Consider the following 24,740-nt stretch of genomic DNA (forward strand, 5'->3'; position numbering starts at 1 on the left):
TCTTAAACTTTTACATGGAAATGATGTATAGTTAATTCGATCTCTCAATAAATATAATTTTTTACTCGATTTTTAAAAGTTGTCCTGTTTCATTTAAAGTAAATTCATCAAAATCATTTGCTAAATAAAAATGACCTTTATAAAACTGGCGAACTTCTTCGGAAATAGCTTGCTGGCCAGATTTATCCTGATGTCTAGGGCTAAAATGCGTCAGAATTAAATTACCCAAAGATTGCTGTTCTGCAAATTCAGCCACCATTTTTGCTGAGCTATGCATTGGACCTTTGCCGACTTTATCTAAAACCGTTTGCAAGTATGTTGATTCGTGAATAAGGAGTTGAGCATCTTTGCAAGCGTTAGCTAATAGCTCTGGTTGGTCATTATCACCACCTATAATTGCATGAACTTGTTGATTTTGAATTTTGATAAAGTCTTGAGCTTTTAAAGTTTGTCCCACAAATTCAACATTGTAGCCACGCTTTAATTGGCCCCACATATCGCCTTGAGGCACGCCTAGCTGTGTGAGAGCTTGGGTATCTAACTTCTTCTGAATAGATTTAATATAAATACTAAAAGCAAAACTTGGAACACGATGGCTTAGAGGGTGTGCTTGAACAATAAATTCATCAGTAATCTGTTGTGGCTGTATTGCATCATTCACATCAATAAATTGTAGTGAATAGGGTAAGTGTAAGTCTGTGAGTTGGGCCGTGATCTCAAACCATTGCTGAATTTCTTTCGGAGCAATCACGGTTAAGGGTTTGCTACGAGCATTCATTCCTGCACTTGCCAATAAACCAACTAGACCATAACAATGATCGCCGTGAACATGTGTAATACAAATGGCAACTAGGTTTTGCAAGGAAAGTTTAGCTTGTTGAATGCGGTGCTGTGTACCTTCGCCGGCATCAACTAAAATCCAGTCCTTATTTTTGCTATTACGAACCGCTAATCCTGAAACATTACGGGAAAGTGTGGGTACACCTGATGATGTGCCTAAAAAGGTAAAATGAAGCATATTCTTGGAATTTTTTAATCAAATGCGTAATTTATATTATAGACGCTTATTAGAATTTTATAAAAATTATAGTAAATGATAGCGACCGAGTAAAAAATATTTGGCACGTTCTAGGTTAAGTTGGAATAATTTTCAATAAGGACATACTTGAAAATGATGGGCATACTCTCAAGTTATGCCCCATCAAATACACTTTATTTGATGATAATAAAGCGTGTAATGATTTGACGAAGCTGTTTTAAATAACCTGTAAAGAAGTGGTTAGCGCCCGGTAAAATCGTAATTGGATGCTTCTGCGGTTTTGCCCATGCAATTGCATCTGAAAGTAAAGTAATATCATCTTGCTCACCATGAATGAGTAGAATATCACCTTGAATTTCAGGGGTTTTATAGTGACGTAATCCCACAACAGTAGCTGTTGGTAAACCACACAAAATTAATTGTACAGGCTGTAATTCAGGGCTAAGCTGCGCATGACATTTTGCCAAAACATGTGAGCCGAAGCTAAAACCGCCTGCATAGAATGGTAAGCCTTCATGAAGCTTACGAACGTGTTCAATCACAGCTAAAATATCTTCGGTTTCGCCATGGCCTTCATCATGAACACCTTCACTGCCACCTAAACCACGGAAACTAGGACGGTAAACAATACAACCATATTCATTAAAGATTTGGGTTAAAAGAGCAGGGACTTTATGTTGAGGAGTTCCACCTTGCAATGGGTGCGGATGGCAAACAACCGCAAAGCCTTTGATTTCACCTTCAGGGCGGTCTACAAAAAGTTCAATTTTACCTACTGGACCCTGAATGAAAATTTGCTCAGACATATAAGAATCGATAAATAACAATACGTATTCCTATTTTACCGATAGTCGTCATTGAAAACACGAGTTAGCATTAAAAAATATCTACTGTTATAGTTGGTATTAAGAATAATTTTTTCAGGTTGTCTATGCTTGCTTTAATTTCTCCTGCAAAAACTTTAGATTATGAAACAGCGTTACCTACAGATGAGTTTACTCAGCCGCGCTTATTAGAAAACTCAGCACAATTAATTGATGTTTGCCGCAAACTTTCCGCTTCGGAAATTGCGACTTTAATGAGTGTTAGTGAAAAAATTGCCACACTTAATGCAGACCGTTTTAGAGATTGGAATCCCGAATTTAATTTCTCAAATGCTCGCCAAGCAATCTATGCATTTAAAGGTGATGTGTATACTGGTTTAGATGCGTACCATTTAAAAGACAAAGATATTGATTTTGCACAGCAGCATTTGCGTATGCTCTCTGGTCTATATGGTTTATTGCGTCCTTTAGATTTAATGATGCCTTATCGTTTAGAGATGGGTACTAAATTAAAAAATACGCGCGGTCACAATTTGTATGAATTTTGGGGTGACATCATCACTAACCAGATTAATGAAGACTTGGCAGCAATTAAATCTGAATTGCTGGTAAATCTAGCTTCGGATGAATATTACAAGTCTGTCAATGAAAAGAAAATTAAGGCTGATATTGTGAAGCCTGTTTTCCTTGACCAGAAAAATGGCAAATATAAAGTCATTAGTTTCTATGCGAAAAAAGCACGCGGTTTAATGGCTCGTTTTATTATTGAAAACCAATTAAATAAAGCTGAAGATATCAAAGCATTTAATACTGAGGGTTACTACTTTGATGCTGATAACTCATCTGCAAAAGAGTTGGTATTTAAGCGCGATGAGCAAGTGGCTTAATTAAATTAATAATTTTACGTGATATGCGACCTTTGGTCTCATGTTTAATTTATTAAGCTCTATATTGGCTATGCTTTACTTTTGAAAGGTCAAAAGTAACAAAAACCTTTGTTGAACAGAGGGCACATCCATGTGGCCCCTGTTCAACAGTGGCATCCATGCCACTCGGCACGATAGCTTTTGTTACCGTGCTTTAAAATTTAGGCAAAATTAATAATTATTTAAAGAAATAACCTGTTTCTGGCGAGCTTGCGTTTGCCATACGCTTACGTGGCATGCGACCCGCTAAAAATGCTTCACGACCCGCTTCAACAGCTTTTTTCATTGCAGAAGCCATCAAAATAGGATTTTGAGCAGCTGCAATGGCAGTATTCATCAGTACGCCATCACAACCAAGTTCCATCGCAATAGCTGCATCACTTGCTGTACCAACACCTGCATCTACTAAAACTGGTACTTTCGCATTTTCTTTAATAATTGAAATAGTGTGCGGGTTTAAAATACCTAAACCTGAACCAATCAAACTACCTAAAGGCATAATCGCAACACAACCCATACTTTCAAGTTCTTGCGCAATGATTGGGTCATCCGAGGTGTAGACCATAATCTCAAAACCGTCATCAATTAAAGTACGAGCGGCTTTTAAAGTCTCGGTTACATTTGGATATAAGGTTTTTTCATCACCCAACACTTCAAGCTTTACTAGGTTATGACCATCCAGTAATTCTCGGGCTAACATGCATGTACGTACTGCGCTGTCAGCATCAAAACAACCTGCGGTATTTGGCAAGATAGTATATTTTTCTGGTGGAATAACTGAAAGTAAATTCGGTTGATCTGGATTTTGTCCAATATTCACACGGCGGATTGCGACAGTTACGATTTCTGCACCACTGGCTTGAATGGCTAAATCCGTTTCATTTAAGTCTTTATATTTGCCAGTTCCTACCAATAAACGAGATTGAAAAGAACGTGAACCAATAATGAGAGGGGTGTCTTGCATGGATAACTCCGACTTAGCCGCCGCCAACAGCGTGAATAATTTCGATACGGTCATGTTGAGCAATCGTAATTTGCTCTAATTTGCTTTTAGGTACGATTTGCTGATTGTGTTCAACAGCAAAACGTTTTCCTTCAAGTGCCAACTCCTGAATGAGTTGCAAAAGGTTTTGGCTAGGCGTGTCCGTTAATTCGCCATTTAAATAAATTTGCATGATCACATTCCGATTATTTTGCGTATTTGAAAGCATTCCAAGCCAAAACTAGCCATCCAGCAATCATTAAGGCTCCACCGATTGGCGTAATTGCGCCTAATATGCGTGGTAAACCTAATGCCATGATATAAAGCGAACCACAAAAGAACAGAATGCCAATCTGAATAAGCAAGAAAGATAACTTGATTGGGAAATGGGGAAGAACCTTACTTAGAATACCAAGGGCTAATAGCCCAAGTGCATGATAAAAAAAGTAGTCGGTTGCAGTCTGCCACCAAGCAATTTGTTCAGGGCTCGCGTGAGCTTTAAGACCATGTGCTCCAAAAGCACCCAACATGACTGCAAAAGCAAGATTAAGGGCTGAAATGGCAATCCACATAACAAAAAACGCAACTGAATAATGAAAGGCAACGTTACCATAGAATAGGTTGGCTAAACATAGCCAGATAAAACAAAAGGGCTGATCGCCCTTTTATTTTTTATTTACTTTAGCTTGCTGACATAGCGACTTTAATTTTTTCCATCGCATTTTTTTCAAGCTGACGAATACGTTCTGCTGATACATTATATTCAGCAGCAAGCTCATGTAGGGTAGATTTATCATCATCTAACCAACGGCGCTGCAAAATATTACGCGAACGATCATCTAACTGGTCCATTGCATCATGTAAAGCAGATGTACTTTGCTCTTCCCAGTCTTCATTTTCAACTAAACGAGCAGGGTCGTAACGGTTATCTTCAAGATACAACGCAGGTGCTGTATGTGGAGTATCGTCGTCATCATCGCCTTGCGCTTCAAAAGCAGCATCATAAGCAGTTAAACGACCTTCCATTTCCAAAACTTGTTCTGGAGTTACATTTAAGTCGTTAGCAATAGATTGTGCTTCTTCGAGTGTTAATTTTTTACTCGATTTTTTCAAACTACGTAAGTTAAAGAAAAGTTTACGTTGAGCTTTAGTTGTTGCAATTTTTACAATACGCCAGTTACGAATAACGTATTCATGAATCTCTGCCTTAATCCAGTGGACGGCAAAAGATACGAGACGTACGCCCATATTTGGATCAAAACGTTTTACGGCTTTCATTAAGCCTAAGTTACCTTCTTGAATAAGGTCGCCTTGAGGGAGGCCATAACCTGCATAGCTGCGCGCAATATGAACGACAAAACGTAAATGCGACATTACCAGCATTTTTGCGGCATCAAGATCTTGGTCATAATAATAACGTTCAGCAAGTTCTTTTTCTTGCTCGGCCGTTAAAATAGGAATCTGATTGACAGTACTGATATATGCACCAAGGTTTACACCGGGCGCAGACAATGACAGGGGCATCAATTGATTGCTGCTGTCACTCATGAGTTCTCCTTATAGGATAGGATGGATTAACCAATAAATTCATCTTAATTTGAATTGGCTTCATAATTAAGGAAAATTGGGTAGAAAAATGTAAAATTTTATGCAGTTTCTAATCTTATATTTTAACAAAGAATCATTGAGTTTCAATTAAATAGTGAAATTCTCTTTCTGAAATCTGCGTGGTTTGACACATAAAATGATGTAAAGTGCAGTAACGCGTTACATCAATTTCACTATGCGGGTCAGATGATTTCAATAAAAATAGCTGCTTTCCTGATACTTTCTTAAGTTCACGTTTTAACATTAATAAAGGCATTGGACATGGTTGACCAAGGGCATTAATTTCAATAGGTGCTACAGCAGAAGAAGTAGTGCTCATTCATTTTAAAAACAACTAAAAAAAATATTTTAACAAATTTTTTTACGAACTCTAGGTGTTTTATAAAAATTAAGAGCTAAAGGAATACATAAAAATTATTGTAATAAGCTGTTTAAAAAAAGAGCTAAAAATAGGGGAAATATTTGAAAAAAATTCTATTAATTGTCATAAACCCGTGTTAAGCTCGAACCGTTTTAGGAATTACCACACAGTTAAATTGTTTTAATAACCTATAACAAATGGATGTAACCGGAAATTGTTGATAGTTTTACAGAATGATTACAAGCTTTAAGATTATAAAAATTTTAAAACCTTGTTTGCTCTGCTGTTTGCAACACCGGAAGGTCCTTTTTTCATCATCTGAGGATTGACTTATGACAGCTCGTGAACAAGGCGTAGTAAAGTGGTTTAATGACACTAAAGGCTTTGGTTTTATTCAACGTAACGGCGGCGACGATGTATTCGTTCACTTCCGTGCAATCGTAGGTGACGGTCACCGTTCTCTACGTGACGGTCAACGTGTAGAATTTAGCGTTGTACAAGGTCAAAAAGGTTTTCAAGCTGAAAACGTTCAGCCTTTAGACTAAGACTAATTCATCTTTTTGATGAATCATGGACGCTCCAATTTTTGAATTGGGGCGTTTTTGTTTATAATGATCTTCTCATTCGAGAGATTGTTTGTTAGAGCGCGTATTTATGACATCTGGTTTTGAAACCTTGAATTTACATCCGCAACTTAAAAAGGCGATTGATGCTTTAGGGTTTACTCAAATGACCCCAATTCAGCAAAAGGTTTTAAAATATACATTAGCCGGGCACGATGCAATTGGGCGAGCACAGACAGGAACAGGTAAGACAGCTGCCTTTCTGATTAGTGTAATTAATGATTTACTCAATAATCCGGTTAAAGAACAACGTTTCCGTGGCGAACCTCGTGCTTTAATCTTGGCACCTACTCGTGAGTTGGCCTTGCAAATTGAAAGCGATGCAAAGTTTCTCACAAAATTCTCTAATTTACATTTAGTGACCCTATTGGGTGGTGTTGATTTTGATAAGCAGAAGAAGCAACTTGATGCTAATTTTGTCGATATCATGGTTGCTACACCAGGACGGTTAATCGATTTTGTAGAACAAAAAGAAGTCTGGCTCGATCAAATTGAATTTTTGGTAATTGATGAAGCTGACCGTTTATTAGATATGGGCTTTATTCCTTCGGTAAAACGTATTGTTCGTTATTCACCACGTAAGGAACAACGTCAAACCCTGATGTTCTCGGCGACTTTTAGTTACGACGTCTTAAATTTAGCAAGACAGTGGTTGTTTGAGCCTGTAACAGTTGAAATTGAGCCTGAACAAAAGACCAATAACGATGTAGAACAACGTGTTTATGTTGTAGCTAAACAAGATAAATATCGTCTTTTACAAGATATTTTACGCGAAGAACCAATTGATAAAGTCATGATCTTTGCCAACCGCCGTGATCAAGTGCGCCGTCTTTATGACCATTTGAAAAAAGATGGATATAAAGTAGGAATGCTATCTGGTGAGATTGCTCAAGATAAGCGTTTGAAAATGCTAGAGCAGTTTAAGCAAGGGAAGCATAACATCATGATTGCAACGGATGTTGCAGGTCGTGGTATTCATGTAGATGGCGTGTCGCATGTTATCAACTTCACTTTACCTGAGCAGTCTGATGACTATGTTCACCGTATTGGGCGTACAGGTCGTGCAGGTGCACAAGGTGTAAGTATTAGTTTCTTGTCTGAAGATGATGCTTTCTATTTACCAGAAATTGAAAAAGCAATTGGTAAAAAACTACCACTTACCCGATTAGAGGGGTATTGCTAATAAAAAAATCCCAATCAATTGATTGGGATTTTTTTCAATTAATTAATTTTACAATAGAAGGTAAGAGTGGTTTGATAGTCGTCATCTTTTGCTAAAGATGCATTTTTACCAGTTAAAGTACCAATAACACCTGCAGCGGCTTCTACCATTTGACCCGTCTTTTCACTTACTACATCTTTTAATACACCATGATAAGTGGTTTTTTCATCAACAATAACAGGAGTTGTATTCTTAGAGCACGTTTTTTGTGCGGCAGTAACTGCATTATTCTTTGCAATTAAATTAGTTTTGCCAATACCAGTCACTTCAAATTGATTATTTTCTTTTTGAATTGCTAAAGTATTTTTAGGAGCGGTAGCACAAGCACCAAGTAATAGAACAACGCCGCTCATTGCGCTCGCTAAAATTATTTTTTTCATGATTCACCTAAGTTAATCGCTAAAAGACATAGCTATTTGAACATAAGTTTTCTATTTGATTTTGAATACGTTGTATGAGTTTTGAAGTTTTGTATTAAAAAATGTCAAACTATAAGTTCACTAAGTTTATAGGCTAGATTCCATGGTGGATTAACGGTAGATTATGCTAATCTATTTCGAATTTTTGAGTTAGATCAATATTAATGACGGATTCAGTAATACAAATAATTCACCAAAATATTCATCAGCGTCAGTCTATTGGCCAATTAGTTGAGCCAGCTCCAAACTCAGATCAATTAGAGTTGGCTTTTCAGGCTGCTTTAACTGCTCCAGATCATCATAGGCTTAAGCCAACACGCTTTGTCGTTATTTCTGGTGAACAACGTGCTGCTTTTGGTGAGGTTCTAGCAAAAGCATTGGTTGATTTAGGAGAATCTGACCCCGCTCAGCTGGAACGTGTTAAGCAACATCCTTTTCGTGCTCCGCTACTGATTTTAGCTCTTACACAGTTACAAGATCATCCAAAAGTGCCACATTTTGAGCAAATCTTAAGTACTGGTGCGGCAGTACAAAATCTTTTGTTGTCTTTGCAAGCTCAGGGGTTTTCAACTATGTGGCGTAGTGGTGCTGTTGTTGAATCAACTTGGTTAAAACAGCATTTAGGTCTGCAACCGCATGATTTAATTTCAGGTATTATTTACGTTGGCACAGCAGCTAAAGCAATTGCACCGCGTGCAGATATTGAAAGTAAAGAATTCGTAAAAGTTTGGCAGGCTTAAGCGTCTGTAAAAGTAAGAAATAGGATAATAAAGCATGGCTGAATTTAAGTTTACAGATTTGGTGGAACCTGTTGCGGTCGATAAAAAAACGGCACTACGTATTACCGTTTTAGGGGGCGGTAGCTTTGGTACAGCCATGGCGAATTTAGCTGCTCGTAATGGCTGCGATACCATGATCTGGATTCGTGATGCCGAAACAGCAGAAGAAATTAATAAAACCCATATTAATAAACGTTATTTACCAGACTTCACTTTAGAATCTTCACTACGTGCTGTGTCTGATCTTGAGCAAGCGGTATGTGACCGAGATATTATTTTAGTTGCAATTCCTAGCCATTCTTTCCGCGATGTCTTAAAACAAATTGCTCCTTATATTACTGCACAAGCAGTTGTATCTTTAACCAAAGGTGTTGAAGCTAAAACATTTAGTTTTATGAGCGATATTATTCGTGAAGAACTACCAGAAGTTCCCTATGGTGTATTGTCAGGTCCAAACCTTGCCAAAGAAATTATGGCAGGTATGCCATCTGGTACAGTGATTGCTAGTGATTCTGATCTCGTCCGTTATGCCGTGCAGCATGCGCTTCATAGTGCGTTATTCCGTGTTTTTGGTAGCGATGATGTGCATGGAGTTGAGTTGGGCGGTGCACTTAAGAATATTTATGCAGTCGCGATGGGAATTGGGGCTGCATATAAAATTGGTGAAAATACCAAAAGTATGATTTTAACGCGTGCTTTGGCTGAAATGAGCCGTTTCGCGGTAAAGCAGGGCGCAAACCCGCTTACATTTTTAGGTTTGTCTGGTGTGGGTGATTTATTTGCGACATGTAATAGTCCATTGAGCCGTAATTATCAAATCGGATATGCATTAGGTTCTGGCAAGACACTTGATCAAGCAAGTAAAGAATTGGGGCAAACTGCTGAAGGTATTAATACAATTGTCCAAGTGCGTGGTAAAGCACAAGAACTAGATGTATATATGCCAATTACCAATGCTTTATATGAAGTCATTTTTGAAGGTGCTCCACCATTAAATATTGCACTTTCTCTTATGAAAAATGGTCATCGTAGTGATGTGGAGTTTGTTTTACCTCATCATGAAGTCTGACGAATAAATGTCATAAATTGTGGTTATAATGCAGAATTATTAACAAGGAAATTTTATGCAACTGACATTAGTTCGTCATGGGGAAGCTGCTCCACCAGTTAATGGTAATGATATTAAACGTCCCCTTACTGCGCGTGGACATGCACAGGCTGAGCAAACAGCAACATTTTTAAAAGACATTGTAAAACCGGATATTTTTGTTGTTAGTCCTTTGTTGCGTGCTCAAGAAACATTGGCGCATATCCAGACTTATTTTAAAGATGTGCCAGTGCTGTTATGCGATAAGATTAAGCCAGATGATGATGCAAAAGAAGCAGTTGAATGGTTGTCTCAAATTCCTTATGAGTCGATTGTAGTGGTTTGCCATATGAATGTAATAGGTCATATTGCAGAGTTACTTACTCATGAAAATTTCAATCCATTTGCGCTTGCTGAAGCTAGAATTTATGATCAAGCTGTTATTGCAAATGGTTTATCAACACAAAAAAATAGTTTTATACCCACAATATAATTAAAAAGGTTATTTCGCCAACATGCTGTATATATGGATGCCTGAAACCAATGGAATATGGCATTGGTCTAACGGAGAGAGCTGGTTGCAGGCTGCGAGTCTCGATCAATTAATACAAGACTTGCAAATACATCAGGGAAAAGAAGCTACGGTTTTTTTTCCGAGTCGTCATGCACAAATGCTTCAGCAAACTATGGCGAAGTCCCACTATAAACAACTGGGGGCTGATGGGGTTAAATATCTACTTGAAGAGTTTGTGACTTTACCGATTGATCATATGAAAGTGGTTCACCATTTTCATGCCGATCAGTTAATTGTCTTGGGCGTTGCTCAAGGAATGGTTGAGACATGGCAACATTCTTTGGCTTTATTGCCAACCAAACTTGTTTCCTTGCTACCAGATTTTCTAATATTGCCAGAGCCGCAAACCGAGCAAGTTATTCTGTGTAATATTCATCACCAACTTTTGGTGCGTGAAAATAAATGGTTGGGTAATTCAATTGATGATTTGGGTCTTTTTTTAGAATTTCAGTCAGCTGAAAAACATTATCAATATAGTGGTTTAACACCAGAGCAACTGGAAAGTTTAGAGGCCGCTTCAAGTGCAGAACAACGTTCTGAGTTCGTTTATCAATTTCAACCATTAGATAAAACTAAGCAGCATCCTTTTAATGTTTTACCAAAATCAAAAGGTCAGGAGCGTACTTTTTCTGGTTATTGGAAGGCATGTGCTGCCGTTATTTTAGCAATTATTGTAGTTCAGTTTAGCTATGATTTATTGCGTTGGGTCAAATTGAAAAAAGTAGCAAATCTAACTGCTGACCAGACAATTGAACAATATAAATACTGGTTTGGACCATCTAGTCGTGTGACTGAACAAAATATAAAAGGTCAATTTGAAAGTCATTTAAGAATGAGTCAGCAAGGTGATACACAAGCACTTTCTTTGTTAAGCCGTGTTGGACCTATTTTAATGCAAAGACAGATTTTGGCTCAGCAACTTAATTATGATGCTTCAATTTTAACGATGGCATTAAAAGCAAAATCGGCAGATGATTTACAAGCTTTGACACAACAATTAAATCAGCAAGGATTTAAAGCTGAGCTAGGTAATGTCCAAGCAAATGGTGGTGGGGCAATTGGGGTGGTGAAAATACAATAATGAAAATGTTAGCTCAATTGCAGAATCGTTTTGATCAGTGGATTGAAAAAGTTGTTCAATACCTAGATCGTTTAACTGTCCGTGAACGCGTTATGGTGGTCTTTACTACAATTTTTGTGGTAGTGGCTATTGTTGGGTCTTCACTTTGGAAAATGCATTCCTTGGCAGAACAACAGCAAAAACGCTTAAATGATTTAAAAGATCTGATGGTGTGGATGCAAAGTAATGCAGTTACTATGAAGCCTGCAAATGAGCTTGAACTTGATAAGTCTGGAAAAATACAAAGGGTGGCTCAACAGCAAGGTTTAACTGTGACTTCTCAGCAAAATGGAGAGCAGTTACAAATTGTTGTAACGCATCAGAATTATGCAATTTTAGCTAACTTTTTAACACAACTTGCACAGATGGGTCTTAGTATTCAGAAGATGGAAATGGTTTCAAGCGAAGGTCAGATTAAATTAACAGCGACAGTTCAATAACATATCAAAATATGCTTATGTCAAGCATGGTGTTTTGTGCTGCCTGTGCCTATAATATGCGTACCTAAAATCAGTAGACTGTGATTGGTATGTTATATTCACTTGCTCGCCCGATGTTGTTTAGTTTAGCACCAGAGCGTGCCCATGAATTAACATTATCCATGCTTGATAAAGCGCATAAGCTAGGCATGATGCGTCAGGCCGTAGAAGCAAAACCTACTACATGTATGGGAATCGAGTTTCCTAATCCGGTAGGTTTGGCAGCTGGTCTAGATAAAAATGGTGCTCATATTGATGCATTAGCTGGATTAGGTTTCGGTTTCATTGAAATTGGTACAATTACACCTCGTCCGCAATCGGGTAATCCGAAACCACGTTTATTTCGTATTCCTGAAGCTAAAGCCATTATTAACCGTATGGGTTTTAATAATGATGGTGTTGATAAACTTATTGAAAATGTTAAAGCTTCAAAGTTTAGAGGCATTTTAGGAATCAATATTGGTAAAAATGCCGATACGCCTGTCGAAAAAGCAGTTGATGATTACTTAATTTGTCTTGAGAAAGTTTATAACTACGCTTCATATATTACTGTCAATATTTCATCACCGAATACTAAAAACTTACGTAGTTTACAAAGTGGTGATGCGTTAACTGAATTACTGCAAACCTTAAAAGCGCGTCAACTTGAGTTGGCTGAGCAATATAACCATTATGTTCCTCTAGTACTTAAAGTTGCTCCGGATTTAACAGCTGAAGATGTTGAGTTTATCTCTGCTCAATTATTAGATTTTAAAATTGATGGTCTTATTGTGACCAATACCACTTTGTCGAGAGAAGGGGTGGAAAACCTGCCTTACGGTAATGAGTCAGGCGGTTTGTCAGGCGCACCTGTATTTGAAAAAAGTACAGAGTGTTTACGTTTATTTGCTCAATCATTGAAAGGACAAATTCCTTTAATCGGTGTGGGTGGTATTTTGTCTGGTGAGCAAGCTTTAGCAAAACAACAAGCTGGAGCAACACTTGTTCAAATTTATAGTGGTCTAATCTATACGGGACCAACGCTTGTAAAGCAATGTGTTGAAGCTATGACCTAATTGAACATGAACACTATTGATATCATCATTCTAATACTTTTGCTCATTGGGGGGCTAAACGGTTTGCGACAAGGATTTATAAAAGCCTTTGCGAACTTGGTAGGATGGATTTTTGCATTAATTATGGGTGCAAAATATGCTGTTCTTCTAGCTCCGTCAATGTCGGGTTTAAGTCAGGATCCGGTGGTTCAAAAGATTGCAGCTTTTGCATTTATTGCACTCATTATTATTGTTTTAACTTGGATCGTCACCGCATTTTTAAATGGCCTCTTGAAAAGTTTAAAATTGGGGCCATTAAATCGTTTAGCAGGTGGTGCTTTTGGTTCGTTGAAGGGTTTATTGGTTGTTCTTATTACTATGCAAGGTGTTGGACCTTGGGTAGAAAGTTCACCTCATTGGAAGCAATCCAAATTTATCCAGTTTTTATTGCCTTACGCACCTTTAGCCACGGAGCTTTCTAAAGGGGCAGCAAGTGAGGCTTTTCATCAGATAACATCTGGAGGCGGTGTATCTCGCACTTCTCCAAAACCAATGGACGAGCCGGAAGAACCAGAAATCCGGCCCGACCATTCAACAAAGAATCCTTTTTATTAATTCCTAGCTTGTCTGCGAGGTTGCTATGTGTGGAGTTGTTGGTATAGCCGGTAAATCGCCAGTGAACCAAATGTTGTTTGATGCATTAACGATGTTGCAACATCGTGGGCAAGATGCAGCTGGAATAGTAACCTGCCATGAAGGCCGTCTTTTCCTTCGTAAGGATAACGGTATGGTGCGTGATGTTTTTCATACTCGTCATATGAGAGCATTACTTGGTAATTACGGTATTGGTCATGTGCGCTACCCAACTGCGGGCTCTGCTAGTAGTGCTGAAGCTCAACCATTTTATGTGAACTCACCTTACGGTATTACACTTGCGCATAATGGTAATTTGACCAATGCAGAAGAAATTCATGATGACCTGTTTAAAACAGATTTGCGTCACATGAACACTGATTCTGATTCAGAAGTTCTTTTAAACGTTTTTGCACATGAGTTGCAAAAGAAAGGAACGTTAAATCCTACAGCTGAAGATATTTTTCATACGGTTTCTCGTGTTCATGAGCGCTGCCAAGGTGCTTATGGCGTAGTTGCTATGATCACTGGTCATGGTTTGGTTGGTTTCCGCGATCCAAATGGTATTCGTCCATTGATTTATGGTTCGCGTATGACTGAACAAGGTGAGATGGAATATATCATTGCATCTGAGTCTGTGGCGATTACTGCTCTTGGTTTTAAAATCGAACGTGATATCGCACCAGGTGAGGCAATTTTCATTAATGCTGAAGGTCAGTTATTCACTAAACAATGTGCGGCTAATCCAAAATATCGCCCATGTATTTTTGAATATGTTTATTTTGCTCGCCCAGATGCAATTATTGATGGTATTTCAGTTTATAAAGCCCGCTTAAAAATGGGTGAAAAATTAGCGCATAAGATTTTGCGTGACTGGGGTGAAGACCATGATATTGATGTGGTTATTCCAATTCCAGATACAAGCCGTACTTCTGCATTAGAACTTGCAAATATTCTTGGTGTGAAGTTCCGTGAAGGGTTTATGAAAAACCGTTATATCGGTCGTACCTTCATTATGCCGGGTCAGCAACAGCGTAAAAAATCTGTACGTCAGAAATTAAACCCTGTTGAGTTAGAGTTTAAAGGCAAGAACGTTCTATTGGTTGATGACTCTATTGTACGTGGTACTACGTGTAATGAGATTATTCAAATGGCGCGTGACTCAGGTGCGAAAAAAGTATACTTTGCTTCAGCAGCACCAAAAGTGATGTATCCAAACGTATATGGTATCGATATGCCTGCTAAAACTGAGCTTATTGCTTCAGAACGCAGTGTAGAAGAAATTCAAGAAATTATTGGTGCTGATCGTTTAGTATTCCAAGATTTGGAAGACTTAAAGAACGCTGTACGTACAAGTAAGGTCCCTACATTGACTGAGTTTGATTGCTCTGTTTTTGATGGTATCTATGTAACTGGTGGAATTGATGCAGACTATCTGAATAATTTGGAACAGAAGCGTAATGATTCTGCGAAAAAGAAAAAAGATGGTTATATTGATGTCAATATTGATGCAGCGTCAGTAGATTTGACGGGTATTAAAGAAGAATAGAAATAGCCGAAAAAAGCGGGTGTTTCCCGCTTTTTTCTTTTATGATGAAACTTAACAATGTAATTGGGAATATTTACATTGAAAGAAGTAAGCCACTATTTAATCGAAAATAAAAATATGGCATGGTCCATCACTATGTGTTTGGTCGCTGTGCTTTTGACTATTTTTATTTTAAATCTCATTTTAGGTTTACTTGTTCATTTTTTTGATTATAGCCAACCGATTTGGTGGCATGCCTTAAGTCCCTATTTTATTGCTCTTTTGCTTTTTATTATGGTTTGGTCGGTGGTGACCGAGCTTTATATTTTACGTAAAGGTGGTCATTCCCTTGCTAAACAGCTTAAAGCGCGTCGTTTGGTAAAAGGCGAGAGTACACCAGAAGAACATGCGGCATTAAAAATTACAGAACATTTGGCGCAAACATTTTCTCTTAACGTTCCAACTCTTTATGTTTTGCCTGATGAAGTGGGTGTAAATGCATTAACAGCTGGTTTTCACTCAAATGATATTGTCATTATTTTGACTTGGGGAGCTTTACAGAATCTAGATGAACTAGAGCTGTATGGTTTACTGGGTCATGAATTTAACCAAATTTTATCTGGTGAGGCTGTAGAAAATACTAAATTAAAAATTTTATACAGCGGTTTAACGACTTTCAGTCAATGGGGTAGTAAGCTCGCAAAACAAGGTTTTAAGCGCTACAGTCCGGGTTATAAGCATAAGTTTGAGACTGTGTTTGTAGCTGTTGGTGGAGTGATTTGGTTAGCGGGAAGTTTAGGTGTTTTAATCACTCGCTTTATTAAATATTTAACATTAAGTGGCCGCACATTTCGCAATGACCAAAAAACTATGCGGTTGCTAAAAAATAGTACGAATACCCAAACATTATTACGTATTTATGTTCACCATTCAGGATCACAAATTCATAGTGCTTATTCTGAATCAATCGCACATATGTGTTTTGCAAATTCACTTAGCCCTCAAAGCTGGATGAATATTCACCCGAGCATTCGTGAGCGTATTTACGAACTCAATCCCACTTTACTGCAAGATTTACAATTAGAAAATTTAAAGAAACTTCGTAATAGGCCTTTATTTAGCCTTTTCCGTTCTTTAGAAGAATCTGAGACGGAAATCTATATTCCATGGTCATCACCACAACCTTTGCCATTATTACGTCTTTCTCCAATCAGCTTCGCATTAAATGATGCAATCAAGCCTTTAAGTAGTGATATCCGACGTAATAAAAAACGCCCTGAACTTATTCAGCGTGCATTGCAAACAGCCACTGGTTCACGTGAGGTGATGGTTGCGATTTTAATGATTCGTCAATATCGAGAATTTATTCCGCAAGAAGCTCCTGTAAGTCATTCGATAGTCGATGCTTTGCTTAATTTGGATGGTCGTATTCATATTCAGATATTTCACGACGCATGTAAAAATATTGGCCATATGCCTGCAAGTATTGCGCGTCAATTTTTGACAAAACTAGCACTTATTATTCAGGAAGATGGAGAGATCGGACTGCTTGATGCGCTACTATTAGAGCGGGTCAAATATGAATTGAACTTGATGCCACTTCATTTGCCAACAGCATTTGAAGAAGTGAAACCTCAAATAGTTCGTTTAATTGATGCGTTACTTCATGTGCAGCAAATTAATAGTCCAAACCAGTTGGAAGTCCGTGAGCGTATTTTGCGTTCTTTACTTAACCCAGATGAAATGCATATTTATGATGAAATTTCGGATGAGCCTTTAGACTTGGCTGAAATTTTAAATGACATTGCTGGCCTTTTACTTCGTGACCGTCTAAGTATTTTGGCAATTGCTGAGATGTGTTTATGGAGTGACCGCATTATTACTCAAGATGAACTTGATGTGCTGGAGTTACTCTACTGGCGATTTGGTTTTGAGTCCGATGAAATTGTAGAGCAAATGCAGAAGAAAAATAGCGTTATGATTATTTAAGAGACATATGTGATTTCCACTAGCGATCATTAAAAGAAAACGCTGAAAAAAAGTCAGAAGCCCGTTAGAATGTGTGTAGATTAGAGGTACTGATTTAAACATGATTGGGCAGCAAAGAAATATACTGGCAACTTTAGGAATTGATATATGGATTCCTAGAACACAAGCGTGCCAAAAAAATAATGCCCATGCTGTATGGCGAGATCAGATTGTTGAATCTCATACACCAATTATCACACCTACAATAGATGTTCCTGCTTTTGGACAAAAGCCATCTAAGCCTTTGTTGCCTGAAGCACCTAAAGTTGTAGAGCAACCTTCAATAGCAATTAGAGATGTTCCGCAGTCTGAAAGGGTTATTGAAAAACCTGTGATTGCTGTTGAGCAAGAGGCGATTGCTCCATTCGAGTTGCAGGCTTATTGCCTTGAAAAGTGTGTAATCTTTGTTGATGTGACAGCACTAGAAAAAGAAGAGAAACAACTTTGGACAAATATACAAAAGGCTAAAGTGGGTCACTATGCTGAATTAAAATGGCCTTTTCCCTTAGCGGCATATCAAGATCAACGCGGTGTGGGTTCATATATTCAGGGTTTCTTAGATGCTGTAGCTGCAGAAAAAAAGATTTTGTGTTTAGGTAAATGTGCGTATATTCAACATGCAAATCTTATTCATTTAGCTAGTTTAAAAGAAATGTTAGATAAGCCTCTCCTTAAGAAAAGATTGTGGCAACTTATGCAAGATAACAATGAGTAGTAGGGATATACATGAAAAAGGTTGTAGTTTTTAGTCAAATTGATGAAGAGATTTTGTCACGGTTGCAGCAGGATTATCATGTTGTCGTATTAAAGCCTAAACTGGGTGATATCAATGAACAGATACGACAAGAAGTGGTAGATGCTGATGGAATGATTGGCGCGGGACGCTTACTTAATGAAAGTAACCTTGCTCCAGCACAAAAATTAAAAATTATTTCATCTGTGACTGTTGGTTATGATAATTATGATGTTGCTTATTTGAACCAAAAGAAAATCTGGTTATCAAACACACCTCATGTTTTGACAGAAACTACTGCGGATCTTGCCTTTACTCTATTGTTAAGCGCAGCTAGAAAAGTACCATTTTTAGACCACTGGACTAAACAAGGCGAATGGAAAAGAACAGTAGGGCCACAGCAGTTTGGTCTGGATGTTTTTGGTAAAACACTTGGTATTATTGGACTTGGTAATATTGGTGCTGCAATTGCGCGTCGTGGTTTTTATGGTTTTAACATGAATATTGTTTACCATAATCGACGCGAAAAGCCTGAATTGGCCGAGCCATTGAATGCTCGATATCTAGGTTTGGATGAGTTGCTACAACAGTCTGATTTTGTAGTCACAGCAGTTGATTTAAATGCAGAATCTAAAGCCTTAATGGGCAAAGCTCAATTTGAGCTGATGCAAAAGCACGCTATCTTTATCAATATTGCGCGCGGTTCAGTGGTTGATGAGCAGGCACTTATTGAAGCTTTACAGCAGGAAGTTATTTTTGCTGCTGGCTTAGATGTATATGAAAAAGAGCCTTTGCAAGATTCGGCACTTTTTAAATTACCAAATGTTGTTACTTTGCCTCATGTGGGGTCTGCTACAGCTGAAACACGCAAAAAAATGGCAAATTTAGCTTATAAAAACTTAGTAGAAGCATTAGAAGATAAAACACCAAGGTATTTGGTGAACCCTAATTTCGTATAAATATTGAATAACACTTCATTGCAAATATAGTCTATTTTCAATGTTATAGTGAAAGCCTGCTCATATGATGTAAGAAACTCAAGCATTATATGAATGGGCTTTTTTGTTAGTTTAATTTTTAATAGAGAAGAACTTTTGAAATTTTTGCCAGTTATTTTAAGTTTGGCTTTTATAACAAATGCCTCTTACGCTGATCCTTTTGACTCAAAACCAGCTTCTGGGCAGGTTGAAATTCCGAATATTGGTAGTGGAATAGGATTACTTGATCAACAAAAAGAAAAATTTATCGGTGAAAAAGTTTTCCGTGAAGTGCATAAACAAATGCCAGTCATACAGGATGTATGGTTGGAAGATCAGTTTTTTCAAGTTTTCTCTAATATCTTGGCTGAAACACAGCTTGGACAACCTATTGGGCTTGTGGTCATTAAAGACCCACAAATTAATGCCTTTGCTGTTCCTGGTGGTTTATTTGCATTAAATACAGGTCTTATTTCCTCGGCTCGAAATATTGATGAGATTGCTGGAGTGATGGCGCATGAGATTGCTCACGTTTCGCAAAGGCACTTTAGTCGTTCAGAAGAGGCTTTTAAAGGACAAACTCTTTTAAGCTTGGCTGGTTTGCTAGCAGGTGTGGCTTTGGCTGCTCAGGCAGGCGGGGATGCTGGAGCTGCAGTCATGTTGGGTACGCAAGCTGCACTTCTGGATAAACAGCTCACTTATAGTCGTAATCAAGAGCGTGAAGCTGACCGTATTGGAATGCAATATATGTATGCTGCAGGTTATAACCCGCAAAGTATGGCAGATTATTTTGAAACGATGCACAGAGCAACAAGTCATGTAAGTTTCCTGCCGGATTTTTGGCTTACGCATCCTTTAACGACTGAACGTATGAGCGAGGCCCGTTTAAGAGCAAACCAGATGCCTAAAGTTAAAAGTCGAATATATGATGTCGATTTTGAAATTTTAAAATGGTACACCATGGTGGTTGCGGGAGAGGCGACTGAAAACCAATTGCAAAGTCTGGCATCGCAAAAAAATCTCGCAGGGTTACTGGCTTTATCTGCTTTTTATCTTAAACAAGGAGATTATGCCCAAGCTCAAACAACCTTAGATCAAGTAAAATCTAGTGGTAAGCCACTTGTTTCTTTAATTCAAACAGATATTTATTTGGGTCAAAATAAACTTGATCAGGCCTATAATTCGATTGCGCCATTGCAAATGACTATGCCTGAAAATAAAGCGTTTAGCTATAAGTTGGCTGAGGTGTTGTTGCGTCAGGGCAAATATACGCAAGTACAGACACTTGTTCAGCGTTTTATTAATAAAAATGCTAGAGATATTCAAGGCTGGCAACTATTACAGCAAGCCGCTAATTTAGATAAAGAGTCACCATTAAGAGCGGTGAATGTGTTGCGATATCGTGCAGAAGCACAGTATTGGTCTGGTAGTGAAGAAAATGCGATTAAATCTATGCTACATGCACAAAGACTAGCGAAAGGCAATCAAGCTATGTCAGCTAAAATTGATGGTCGATTAAAGCAAATGCAAGATGAGCGACGAATGAAAATTTAGAGCTTGTAGTTTGAGCTTATGCTTTTCAAACACACTGATATACTTAAACTGACAAGTAAATGAAAGTTTAGTCTAAGAGTATATAAAGAGAGGAGGGGATTAAGCTAATTTAGCTTTAATTTTTGCTGAAACTTGAGCAGGATCGGCACGCCCGGCTATGATCGGACGTAGAGAATTCATCACCTTACCCATATCTTTCATGCTAGTTGCTTCTTGAGCAGCAATCGTTTGCTCAATGATAGAATCAAGCTCTTCCTCAGTCATAGCTTCTGGTAGAAACTGGGAAATAATCTCAGCTTCGGCTTGTTCTTTACTAGCTAAATCATCACGACCAGCACCTTCAAAGGCTTTGATCGATTCTTTACGTTGTTTAATTTGCTTTTCAATGACCGCAAGAACCTGAGCGTCGCCAAGCTCTATGCGCTCATCAACTTCGATTTGCTTAATTGCTGCTTGTAGACTACGCAAAACCGTCACTGTTGCCATATCTTTGGCACGCATAGAAGTTTTTAATGCATCAGTAATTTGGTCTTTTAAAGTAGTCATAATTTCAGCAGTCAATCACAAATTAATTAGTAAAGGCGAGTAGTACGTACAGATTCGCGAGCCAATTTCTTTTGGTAGCGTTTAACTGCAGCAGCTTTTTTGCGCTTACGTTCTTGAGTTGGTTTTTCGTAGAATTCGCGCTTACGAACGTCAGCTAAAACACCAGCTTTTTCGCATGAACGTTTGAAACGACGGATAGCTACGTCAACTGGTTCGCCTTCTTTCAACTTAACTTGTGGCATGTAAAATCCTCTAGATTATGGATAAGATCAGGCACACCATTGCGCCGGATCACAAGTGAAGGTCAGTATTTTACTCATTTACAACTCATATCACAAGTCTATAATAGCGATTGCAATATTTTGACTCATATAAAAGGCAGTTTTGATGATTGTTTTAGGCTTGGAAACTTCTTGTGATGAAACAGGGTTGGCACTTTATGATAGCGAACTCGGCTTACGGGGGCAGGTTCTTTATAGCCAGATAAAACTTCATGCCGAATATGGTGGTGTGGTTCCGGAGTTAGCTTCTCGTGACCATGTTCGTAAGCTTATTCCTTTAATGAATCAGCTGCTTGAACAAAGTGGTGTTAAGAAACAGGAAATTGATGCAGTCGCTTATACACGTGGCCCAGGTTTAATGGGAGCATTAATGACAGGCGCATTATTTGGAAGAACTTTAGCTTTTTCTTTAAATAAGCCTGCCATCGGTGTTCACCATATGGAAGGACACATGTTAGCTCCATTGCTCTCAAGCCAACCGCCTGAATTTCCATTTGTAGCATTACTTGTTTCAGGTGGACATACACAATTGATGGCGGCTCATGCGATTGGTCAATATGAGTTATTGGGTGAATCAATTGATGACGCAGCCGGTGAAGCTTTCGATAAAGTTGCAAAAATGATGAATCTGCCATATCCGGGTGGGCCAAATATCGCAAAACTGGCACTATCTGGTGATCCTTTAGCATTTGAGTTTCCACGTCCAATGCTTCATCAAGGTCTAGATTTTTCTTTTAGTGGCTTAAAAACGGCAGTTTCTGTTCAACTGAAAAAATTGAATGGTGAAAACCGTGATGCTGACATTGCTGCTTCATTCCAAGAAGCTATTGTAGACACCTTAGTAAAAAAATCGGTAAAAGCTTTAAAGCAAACTGGACTTAAGCGTTTAGTGATTGCTGGTGGGGTGAGTGCAAATTTACGATTACGCGAACAGTTGGAAACTTCATTGGCCAAAATTAAAGCGCAAGTTTACTATGCTGAACCTGCCTTATGTACTGATAATGGGGCAATGATTGCTTTTGCAGGTTATCAGCGCTTAAAAGCGGGCCAACACGATGGCTTGGCTGTCATGACTACACCGCGTTGGCCAATGACAGAATTGTCTATTCCTAAATAAAATTATTCATCTGCAAAGGTTTGTTGGTTTTCAATATCTATATATTCGATATAACCACGACCTTGTACTTCATTGCCCAAATAATGGCCCGTAAATATATAACCACTTGCATAACCTTGCCCATGACCATAGCGGAATGGGCAGTCAATTTCTGCCTGAATGTTTAAGATAATTTGCTTTGCATCATTTCGGGCAATCCAAGAAAAGTATTTGGGAAGTCGCATTTTTTTGCCCGTTGGAGAAATGAAGTCATCAACTTGGTGTGAAATAATATCAAAGCTAACATCTGTATAAATTTCAGCTGGTCGATCAAGATGTCTAATGTGCAAGGTATAGGTTACTGTTTGCCCCACAATATCTGCTTTTGTTAGAAGAAGTTGAGTGTTTTCATTTAAATTGATGATTTGATAAGTGAAAAAATCAAGCGGTAGTTTATAGTTCTCAGATATAAGTTGAGTTGTGAATGAATGGAGACCAACTGCACGAGCATATTCGTAAGTGCAAAGTCCTTCACTTTCAATGCGTTTTTCCTGATATTTTAAAAAACCTTTAAATTTTGCCAATAAACTAAAATGATCATAGATTGGTGTTTTTATAAACCATGAAATATGTGAGGTCACATCAATATCAAAGTCGAAATCTAGACCCTCATAACGCCCATTAATATGAATTTGAGGGAATTTTCCTTGAATTGAAATTTCCTGACCAAGTTCTATTAAACTTCCATCTTTATTAATTTTTGTCTCTTCGGGAATGATATAGGCTTTCAATAACGCTTGTTCAAGTACGGCTGTACTTGAAAAGAAAGTAGCTGTTTTTCTAGGGTTTCCAACAATAATATCATCATGATCAAATGCAAGTGCGCCAGGCGTACCGATTAAAATCATAATATTTAAATAGCGATGAGGTTCTGGCAAAAGTGGAAAAAAGATTCCGTAGTGGGTCCAGCTATAGTATTTTTCGTCAACACGTGGGCGAATGATATAAGATTGAGTAAAAGGAAGGGTTGAATATTTTTTTGCTTGATCTAAAAAGCCTTGTGCGAATAACAAACTTTTAGCAACAGTTTTGCTTACTAGAGAAATTTTTGGCAATTGTTTTTTCATATATAAACCTAAAGAAAACTATCTATATTTAGGTTATGAAAAACAATTGCCAAAGCTAAGCGGTTTATAGGCCAAAGCTAAGGCTTTGTGGGACATTTTATTTAACTGTTAGACAGTTCTTTTAAAGCGTTTAAACCGATCCAATGCTTAGAAAACTGATAAGCCGCACGACCAGAGCGCTGACCACGCATTTGACACCAACGTAAACTCTCAGCTCGAACTTCATCATTGAAAGGCATGTTCGCTTTATCTAGATAATGTTCTACGATTTCTAAATATAAATTTTGATCCATTGGGTAAAAAGATAACCACAAACCAAAACGGTCTGATAGAGAGATCTTTTCTTCAATCGCTTCTTGAGGATGTAGTTCGGTATATTGGGGCACATCTACTTTGGTTACAGGTGTGTTTTCGTGCATGAACTCAGGTAACAAGTGGCGACGGTTACTGGTCGCATAAATAATAAAATTTGTTGAACCTGACTGTAATGAACCATCCAATACACTTTTTAAACTACGATAATTTTCATCTTCAGCATTAAACGCTAAGTCATCACAGTAAACGATATACTTTTCAGGTCGGTTTTGAATAATTTTTTGAATTTTTGGTAAGTCTGCTAAATCATCACGTTCAATTTCAATTAAACGTAATCCTTGAGATGCATACTCTGTGAGTAAAGCACGCACAATAGAGGATTTACCTGTACCACGTGAGCCTGTTAACAGTACATCATTTGCGGGTAAGCCATTTAAAAACTGCAAAGTATTTTGAATAATTTTTTCTTTTTGACGTTCGATGCCTTTTAAGTCATCAAGATAAATATTCTTAGGCGTATAAATGGCTTTAAGTTGCTGGTTTTCCCATCTAAAAGCTGGTGCAGTGAAATCAGTTTCTTGCTTCGGTTCAGGTAAGACCTGCTGTAACTGATTTAATACAAGTGATAAGGTTTGAACTAAATTGTCGGGTAAATCAATGGTAGCCATGGTTAATCAATCATGTTAAACAGTAATTTACTAGGATACTAACACCGAAATTTGCAAGCTGACAAAAAAGATACTGGTAATGCAGTTTATCGGTTTTGCAATTGATTGAAATGTTCAGACCGCGCATAGTGTTGTCATGTCTATTCAGTAAAATCATCTGTGAAGATGAGGACGAAA

Annotated in this window: 28 protein-coding genes; 16 read left to right on the plus strand and 12 right to left on the minus strand. The window is 38.0% G+C overall.

Features of this window, described 5'->3' with window-relative positions; all coding sequences use genetic code 11:
- Positions 1-61 precede the first annotated feature (61 nt).
- Entirely contained in the window at positions 62-1,018 is a 957-nt protein-coding gene (locus F984_RS06050) for a ribonuclease Z (RefSeq protein ID WP_004707858.1), read from the minus strand.
- A gap of 194 nt (positions 1,019-1,212) precedes the next feature.
- A complete protein-coding gene (locus F984_RS06055; RefSeq protein ID WP_025469280.1) occupies positions 1,213-1,845 on the minus strand; it encodes an alpha/beta hydrolase in 633 nt (210 codons plus the stop codon).
- Positions 1,846-1,970: 125 nt separating this feature from the next.
- Between F984_RS06055 and yaaA the strand changes: the two genes are divergently transcribed.
- The gene (gene yaaA / locus F984_RS06060) at positions 1,971-2,750 is read left to right on the plus strand and encodes a peroxide stress protein YaaA (protein ID WP_004707862.1); all 780 of its coding nucleotides are present in this window, start codon (positions 1,971-1,973) and stop codon (positions 2,748-2,750) included.
- A 217-nt stretch (positions 2,751-2,967) separates the two neighbouring features.
- Here yaaA and F984_RS06065 read toward each other — a convergent pair whose 3' ends face one another.
- The 5 genes from F984_RS06065 to F984_RS06085 all read right to left on the minus strand — a co-directional run bounded on the left by F984_RS06065 (position 2,968) and on the right by F984_RS06085 (position 5,698).
- Positions 2,968-3,753, minus strand: a complete 786-nt coding sequence (locus tag F984_RS06065) for a thiazole synthase (protein WP_001154366.1) — start codon at positions 3,751-3,753, stop codon at positions 2,968-2,970.
- A gap of 13 nt (positions 3,754-3,766) precedes the next feature.
- Complete coding sequence (gene thiS / locus F984_RS06070) at positions 3,767-3,964, minus strand: sulfur carrier protein ThiS (RefSeq protein WP_001167820.1); 198 nt, start codon at positions 3,962-3,964, stop codon at positions 3,767-3,769.
- A 13-nt stretch (positions 3,965-3,977) separates the two neighbouring features.
- Entirely contained in the window at positions 3,978-4,343 is a 366-nt protein-coding gene (locus F984_RS06075) for a DUF423 domain-containing protein (protein WP_002049118.1), read from the minus strand.
- Positions 4,344-4,452: 109 nt separating this feature from the next.
- Entirely contained in the window at positions 4,453-5,319 is an 867-nt protein-coding gene (gene rpoH, locus F984_RS06080) for an RNA polymerase sigma factor RpoH (RefSeq protein ID WP_002049311.1), read from the minus strand.
- A 133-nt stretch (positions 5,320-5,452) separates the two neighbouring features.
- Positions 5,453-5,698: a sulfurtransferase TusA family protein gene (locus tag F984_RS06085; RefSeq protein ID WP_004707866.1), complete on the minus strand. Its 246-nt coding sequence runs from the start codon at positions 5,696-5,698 to the stop codon at positions 5,453-5,455.
- Between the two features lie 374 nt (positions 5,699-6,072).
- Here F984_RS06085 and F984_RS06090 point away from each other — a divergent pair, with 374 nt between their 5' ends.
- Together F984_RS06090 and rhlB are read left to right on the plus strand one after the other, a co-directional pair.
- A complete protein-coding gene (locus tag F984_RS06090) occupies positions 6,073-6,285 on the plus strand; it encodes a cold-shock protein (RefSeq protein ID WP_000126912.1) in 213 nt (70 codons plus the stop codon).
- A gap of 109 nt (positions 6,286-6,394) precedes the next feature.
- Entirely contained in the window at positions 6,395-7,546 is a 1,152-nt protein-coding gene (gene rhlB / locus F984_RS06095) for an ATP-dependent RNA helicase RhlB (RefSeq protein WP_002049290.1), read from the plus strand.
- Positions 7,547-7,584: 38 nt separating this feature from the next.
- Here the strand turns inward: rhlB and F984_RS06100 are convergent, their stop codons facing one another.
- Positions 7,585-7,965 (minus strand): hypothetical protein, encoded by a 381-nt coding sequence (locus F984_RS06100; protein ID WP_004707868.1) that lies wholly within the window; start codon positions 7,963-7,965, stop codon positions 7,585-7,587.
- A 203-nt stretch (positions 7,966-8,168) separates the two neighbouring features.
- Between F984_RS06100 and F984_RS06105 the strand changes: the two genes are divergently transcribed.
- The 12 genes from F984_RS06105 (at position 8,169) to F984_RS06160 (ending at position 20,530) form a co-directional block, all read left to right on the plus strand.
- Positions 8,169-8,744 carry a nitroreductase family protein gene (locus F984_RS06105; RefSeq protein ID WP_004707870.1) on the plus strand — a complete coding sequence of 192 codons (576 nt, stop codon included), beginning with the start codon at positions 8,169-8,171 and terminating at the stop codon, positions 8,742-8,744.
- A gap of 34 nt (positions 8,745-8,778) precedes the next feature.
- Positions 8,779-9,852 (plus strand): NAD(P)H-dependent glycerol-3-phosphate dehydrogenase, encoded by a 1,074-nt coding sequence (locus F984_RS06110; protein WP_004707872.1) that lies wholly within the window; start codon positions 8,779-8,781, stop codon positions 9,850-9,852.
- Positions 9,853-9,907: 55 nt separating this feature from the next.
- Complete coding sequence (locus tag F984_RS06115) at positions 9,908-10,363, plus strand: SixA phosphatase family protein (RefSeq protein ID WP_002049122.1); 456 nt, start codon at positions 9,908-9,910, stop codon at positions 10,361-10,363.
- 22 nt (positions 10,364-10,385) lie between these two features.
- Complete coding sequence (gene gspL, locus F984_RS06120) at positions 10,386-11,525, plus strand: type II secretion system protein GspL (protein ID WP_004707874.1); 1,140 nt, start codon at positions 10,386-10,388, stop codon at positions 11,523-11,525.
- Positions 11,525-12,004: a type II secretion system protein GspM gene (gene gspM / locus F984_RS06125; protein ID WP_004707877.1), complete on the plus strand. Its 480-nt coding sequence runs from the start codon at positions 11,525-11,527 to the stop codon at positions 12,002-12,004. The genes gspL and gspM overlap by 1 nt, the downstream gene beginning before the upstream one ends.
- Positions 12,005-12,093: 89 nt before the next feature.
- On the plus strand, positions 12,094-13,098 hold the full coding sequence (locus F984_RS06130) for a quinone-dependent dihydroorotate dehydrogenase (protein ID WP_004707879.1): 1,005 nt from the start codon (positions 12,094-12,096) through the stop codon (positions 13,096-13,098).
- A 6-nt stretch (positions 13,099-13,104) separates the two neighbouring features.
- Positions 13,105-13,692: a CvpA family protein gene (locus F984_RS06135; protein ID WP_004707881.1), complete on the plus strand. Its 588-nt coding sequence runs from the start codon at positions 13,105-13,107 to the stop codon at positions 13,690-13,692.
- 25 nt (positions 13,693-13,717) lie between these two features.
- On the plus strand, positions 13,718-15,259 hold the full coding sequence (gene purF, locus F984_RS06140) for an amidophosphoribosyltransferase (protein ID WP_004707883.1): 1,542 nt from the start codon (positions 13,718-13,720) through the stop codon (positions 15,257-15,259).
- Positions 15,260-15,337: 78 nt separating this feature from the next.
- Positions 15,338-17,227, plus strand: a complete 1,890-nt coding sequence (locus F984_RS06145; RefSeq protein ID WP_004707885.1) for a M48 family metalloprotease — start codon at positions 15,338-15,340, stop codon at positions 17,225-17,227.
- A gap of 100 nt (positions 17,228-17,327) precedes the next feature.
- Positions 17,328-17,981 (plus strand): hypothetical protein, encoded by a 654-nt coding sequence (locus F984_RS06150; RefSeq protein WP_004707887.1) that lies wholly within the window; start codon positions 17,328-17,330, stop codon positions 17,979-17,981.
- Positions 17,982-17,992: 11 nt separating this feature from the next.
- The gene (locus tag F984_RS06155) at positions 17,993-18,958 is read left to right on the plus strand and encodes a 2-hydroxyacid dehydrogenase (RefSeq protein ID WP_004707888.1); all 966 of its coding nucleotides are present in this window, start codon (positions 17,993-17,995) and stop codon (positions 18,956-18,958) included.
- Between the two features lie 144 nt (positions 18,959-19,102).
- Positions 19,103-20,530, plus strand: a complete 1,428-nt coding sequence (locus F984_RS06160) for a M48 family metalloprotease (protein ID WP_080631601.1) — start codon at positions 19,103-19,105, stop codon at positions 20,528-20,530.
- 99 nt (positions 20,531-20,629) lie between these two features.
- On the opposite strand, the gene F984_RS06165 is transcribed toward F984_RS06160, so the two are convergent.
- On the minus strand, positions 20,630-21,076 hold the full coding sequence (locus tag F984_RS06165) for a GatB/YqeY domain-containing protein (RefSeq protein WP_004700591.1): 447 nt from the start codon (positions 21,074-21,076) through the stop codon (positions 20,630-20,632).
- A 26-nt stretch (positions 21,077-21,102) separates the two neighbouring features.
- Positions 21,103-21,318 carry a 30S ribosomal protein S21 gene (rpsU, locus tag F984_RS06170; RefSeq protein WP_001136722.1) on the minus strand — a complete coding sequence of 72 codons (216 nt, stop codon included), beginning with the start codon at positions 21,316-21,318 and terminating at the stop codon, positions 21,103-21,105.
- Between the two features lie 145 nt (positions 21,319-21,463).
- On the opposite strand from rpsU, the gene tsaD reads away from it, so the two are divergent.
- On the plus strand, positions 21,464-22,474 hold the full coding sequence (tsaD, locus tag F984_RS06175) for a tRNA (adenosine(37)-N6)-threonylcarbamoyltransferase complex transferase subunit TsaD (protein WP_004707894.1): 1,011 nt from the start codon (positions 21,464-21,466) through the stop codon (positions 22,472-22,474).
- 2 nt (positions 22,475-22,476) lie between these two features.
- On the opposite strand, the gene F984_RS06180 is transcribed toward tsaD, so the two are convergent.
- Positions 22,477-23,580: a DUF6670 family protein gene (locus F984_RS06180; RefSeq protein ID WP_004707896.1), complete on the minus strand. Its 1,104-nt coding sequence runs from the start codon at positions 23,578-23,580 to the stop codon at positions 22,477-22,479.
- Positions 23,581-23,681: 101 nt separating this feature from the next.
- Positions 23,682-24,563 (minus strand): ATP-binding protein, encoded by an 882-nt coding sequence (locus F984_RS06185; RefSeq protein WP_002049146.1) that lies wholly within the window; start codon positions 24,561-24,563, stop codon positions 23,682-23,684.
- Between the last annotated feature and the right edge of the window lie 177 nt (positions 24,564-24,740).

The organism is Acinetobacter nosocomialis NIPH 2119, assembly GCF_000368085.1.
Lineage (GTDB): Bacteria > Pseudomonadota > Gammaproteobacteria > Pseudomonadales > Moraxellaceae > Acinetobacter > Acinetobacter nosocomialis.

Excerpts from the sequence above, each read along its gene's own strand:
- F984_RS06075 (WP_002049118.1), bottom strand. The coding sequence starts at position 4,343 with ATGTGGATTGCCATTTCAGCCCTTAATCTTGCTTTTGCAGTCATGTTG.
- F984_RS06185 (WP_002049146.1), bottom strand. The coding sequence starts at position 24,563 with ATGGCTACCATTGATTTACCCGACAATTTAGTTCAAACCTTATCACTT.
- F984_RS06155 (WP_004707888.1), top strand. The coding sequence starts at position 17,993 with ATGAAAAAGGTTGTAGTTTTTAGTCAAATTGATGAAGAGATTTTGTCA.
- gspM (WP_004707877.1), top strand. The coding sequence starts at position 11,525 with ATGAAAATGTTAGCTCAATTGCAGAATCGTTTTGATCAGTGGATTGAA.
- F984_RS06055 (WP_025469280.1), bottom strand. The coding sequence starts at position 1,845 with ATGTCTGAGCAAATTTTCATTCAGGGTCCAGTAGGTAAAATTGAACTT.
- F984_RS06150 (WP_004707887.1), top strand. The coding sequence starts at position 17,328 with ATGATTGGGCAGCAAAGAAATATACTGGCAACTTTAGGAATTGATATA.
- F984_RS06130 (WP_004707879.1), top strand. The coding sequence starts at position 12,094 with ATGTTATATTCACTTGCTCGCCCGATGTTGTTTAGTTTAGCACCAGAG.
- purF (WP_004707883.1), top strand. The coding sequence starts at position 13,718 with ATGTGTGGAGTTGTTGGTATAGCCGGTAAATCGCCAGTGAACCAAATG.
- gspL (WP_004707874.1), top strand. The coding sequence starts at position 10,386 with ATGCTGTATATATGGATGCCTGAAACCAATGGAATATGGCATTGGTCT.
- F984_RS06090 (WP_000126912.1), top strand. The coding sequence starts at position 6,073 with ATGACAGCTCGTGAACAAGGCGTAGTAAAGTGGTTTAATGACACTAAA.
- F984_RS06065 (WP_001154366.1), bottom strand. The coding sequence starts at position 3,753 with ATGCAAGACACCCCTCTCATTATTGGTTCACGTTCTTTTCAATCTCGT.
- rpoH (WP_002049311.1), bottom strand. The coding sequence starts at position 5,319 with ATGAGTGACAGCAGCAATCAATTGATGCCCCTGTCATTGTCTGCGCCC.
- F984_RS06165 (WP_004700591.1), bottom strand. The coding sequence starts at position 21,076 with ATGACTACTTTAAAAGACCAAATTACTGATGCATTAAAAACTTCTATG.
- rhlB (WP_002049290.1), top strand. The coding sequence starts at position 6,395 with ATGACATCTGGTTTTGAAACCTTGAATTTACATCCGCAACTTAAAAAG.
- F984_RS06050 (WP_004707858.1), bottom strand. The coding sequence starts at position 1,018 with ATGCTTCATTTTACCTTTTTAGGCACATCATCAGGTGTACCCACACTT.
- F984_RS06115 (WP_002049122.1), top strand. The coding sequence starts at position 9,908 with ATGCAACTGACATTAGTTCGTCATGGGGAAGCTGCTCCACCAGTTAAT.
- rpsU (WP_001136722.1), bottom strand. The coding sequence starts at position 21,318 with ATGCCACAAGTTAAGTTGAAAGAAGGCGAACCAGTTGACGTAGCTATC.
- F984_RS06085 (WP_004707866.1), bottom strand. The coding sequence starts at position 5,698 with ATGAGCACTACTTCTTCTGCTGTAGCACCTATTGAAATTAATGCCCTT.
- F984_RS06180 (WP_004707896.1), bottom strand. The coding sequence starts at position 23,580 with ATGAAAAAACAATTGCCAAAAATTTCTCTAGTAAGCAAAACTGTTGCT.
- F984_RS06110 (WP_004707872.1), top strand. The coding sequence starts at position 8,779 with ATGGCTGAATTTAAGTTTACAGATTTGGTGGAACCTGTTGCGGTCGAT.
- F984_RS06135 (WP_004707881.1), top strand. The coding sequence starts at position 13,105 with ATGAACACTATTGATATCATCATTCTAATACTTTTGCTCATTGGGGGG.
- yaaA (WP_004707862.1), top strand. The coding sequence starts at position 1,971 with ATGCTTGCTTTAATTTCTCCTGCAAAAACTTTAGATTATGAAACAGCG.
- thiS (WP_001167820.1), bottom strand. The coding sequence starts at position 3,964 with ATGCAAATTTATTTAAATGGCGAATTAACGGACACGCCTAGCCAAAAC.
- F984_RS06105 (WP_004707870.1), top strand. The coding sequence starts at position 8,169 with ATGACGGATTCAGTAATACAAATAATTCACCAAAATATTCATCAGCGT.
- F984_RS06100 (WP_004707868.1), bottom strand. The coding sequence starts at position 7,965 with ATGAAAAAAATAATTTTAGCGAGCGCAATGAGCGGCGTTGTTCTATTA.
- tsaD (WP_004707894.1), top strand. The coding sequence starts at position 21,464 with ATGATTGTTTTAGGCTTGGAAACTTCTTGTGATGAAACAGGGTTGGCA.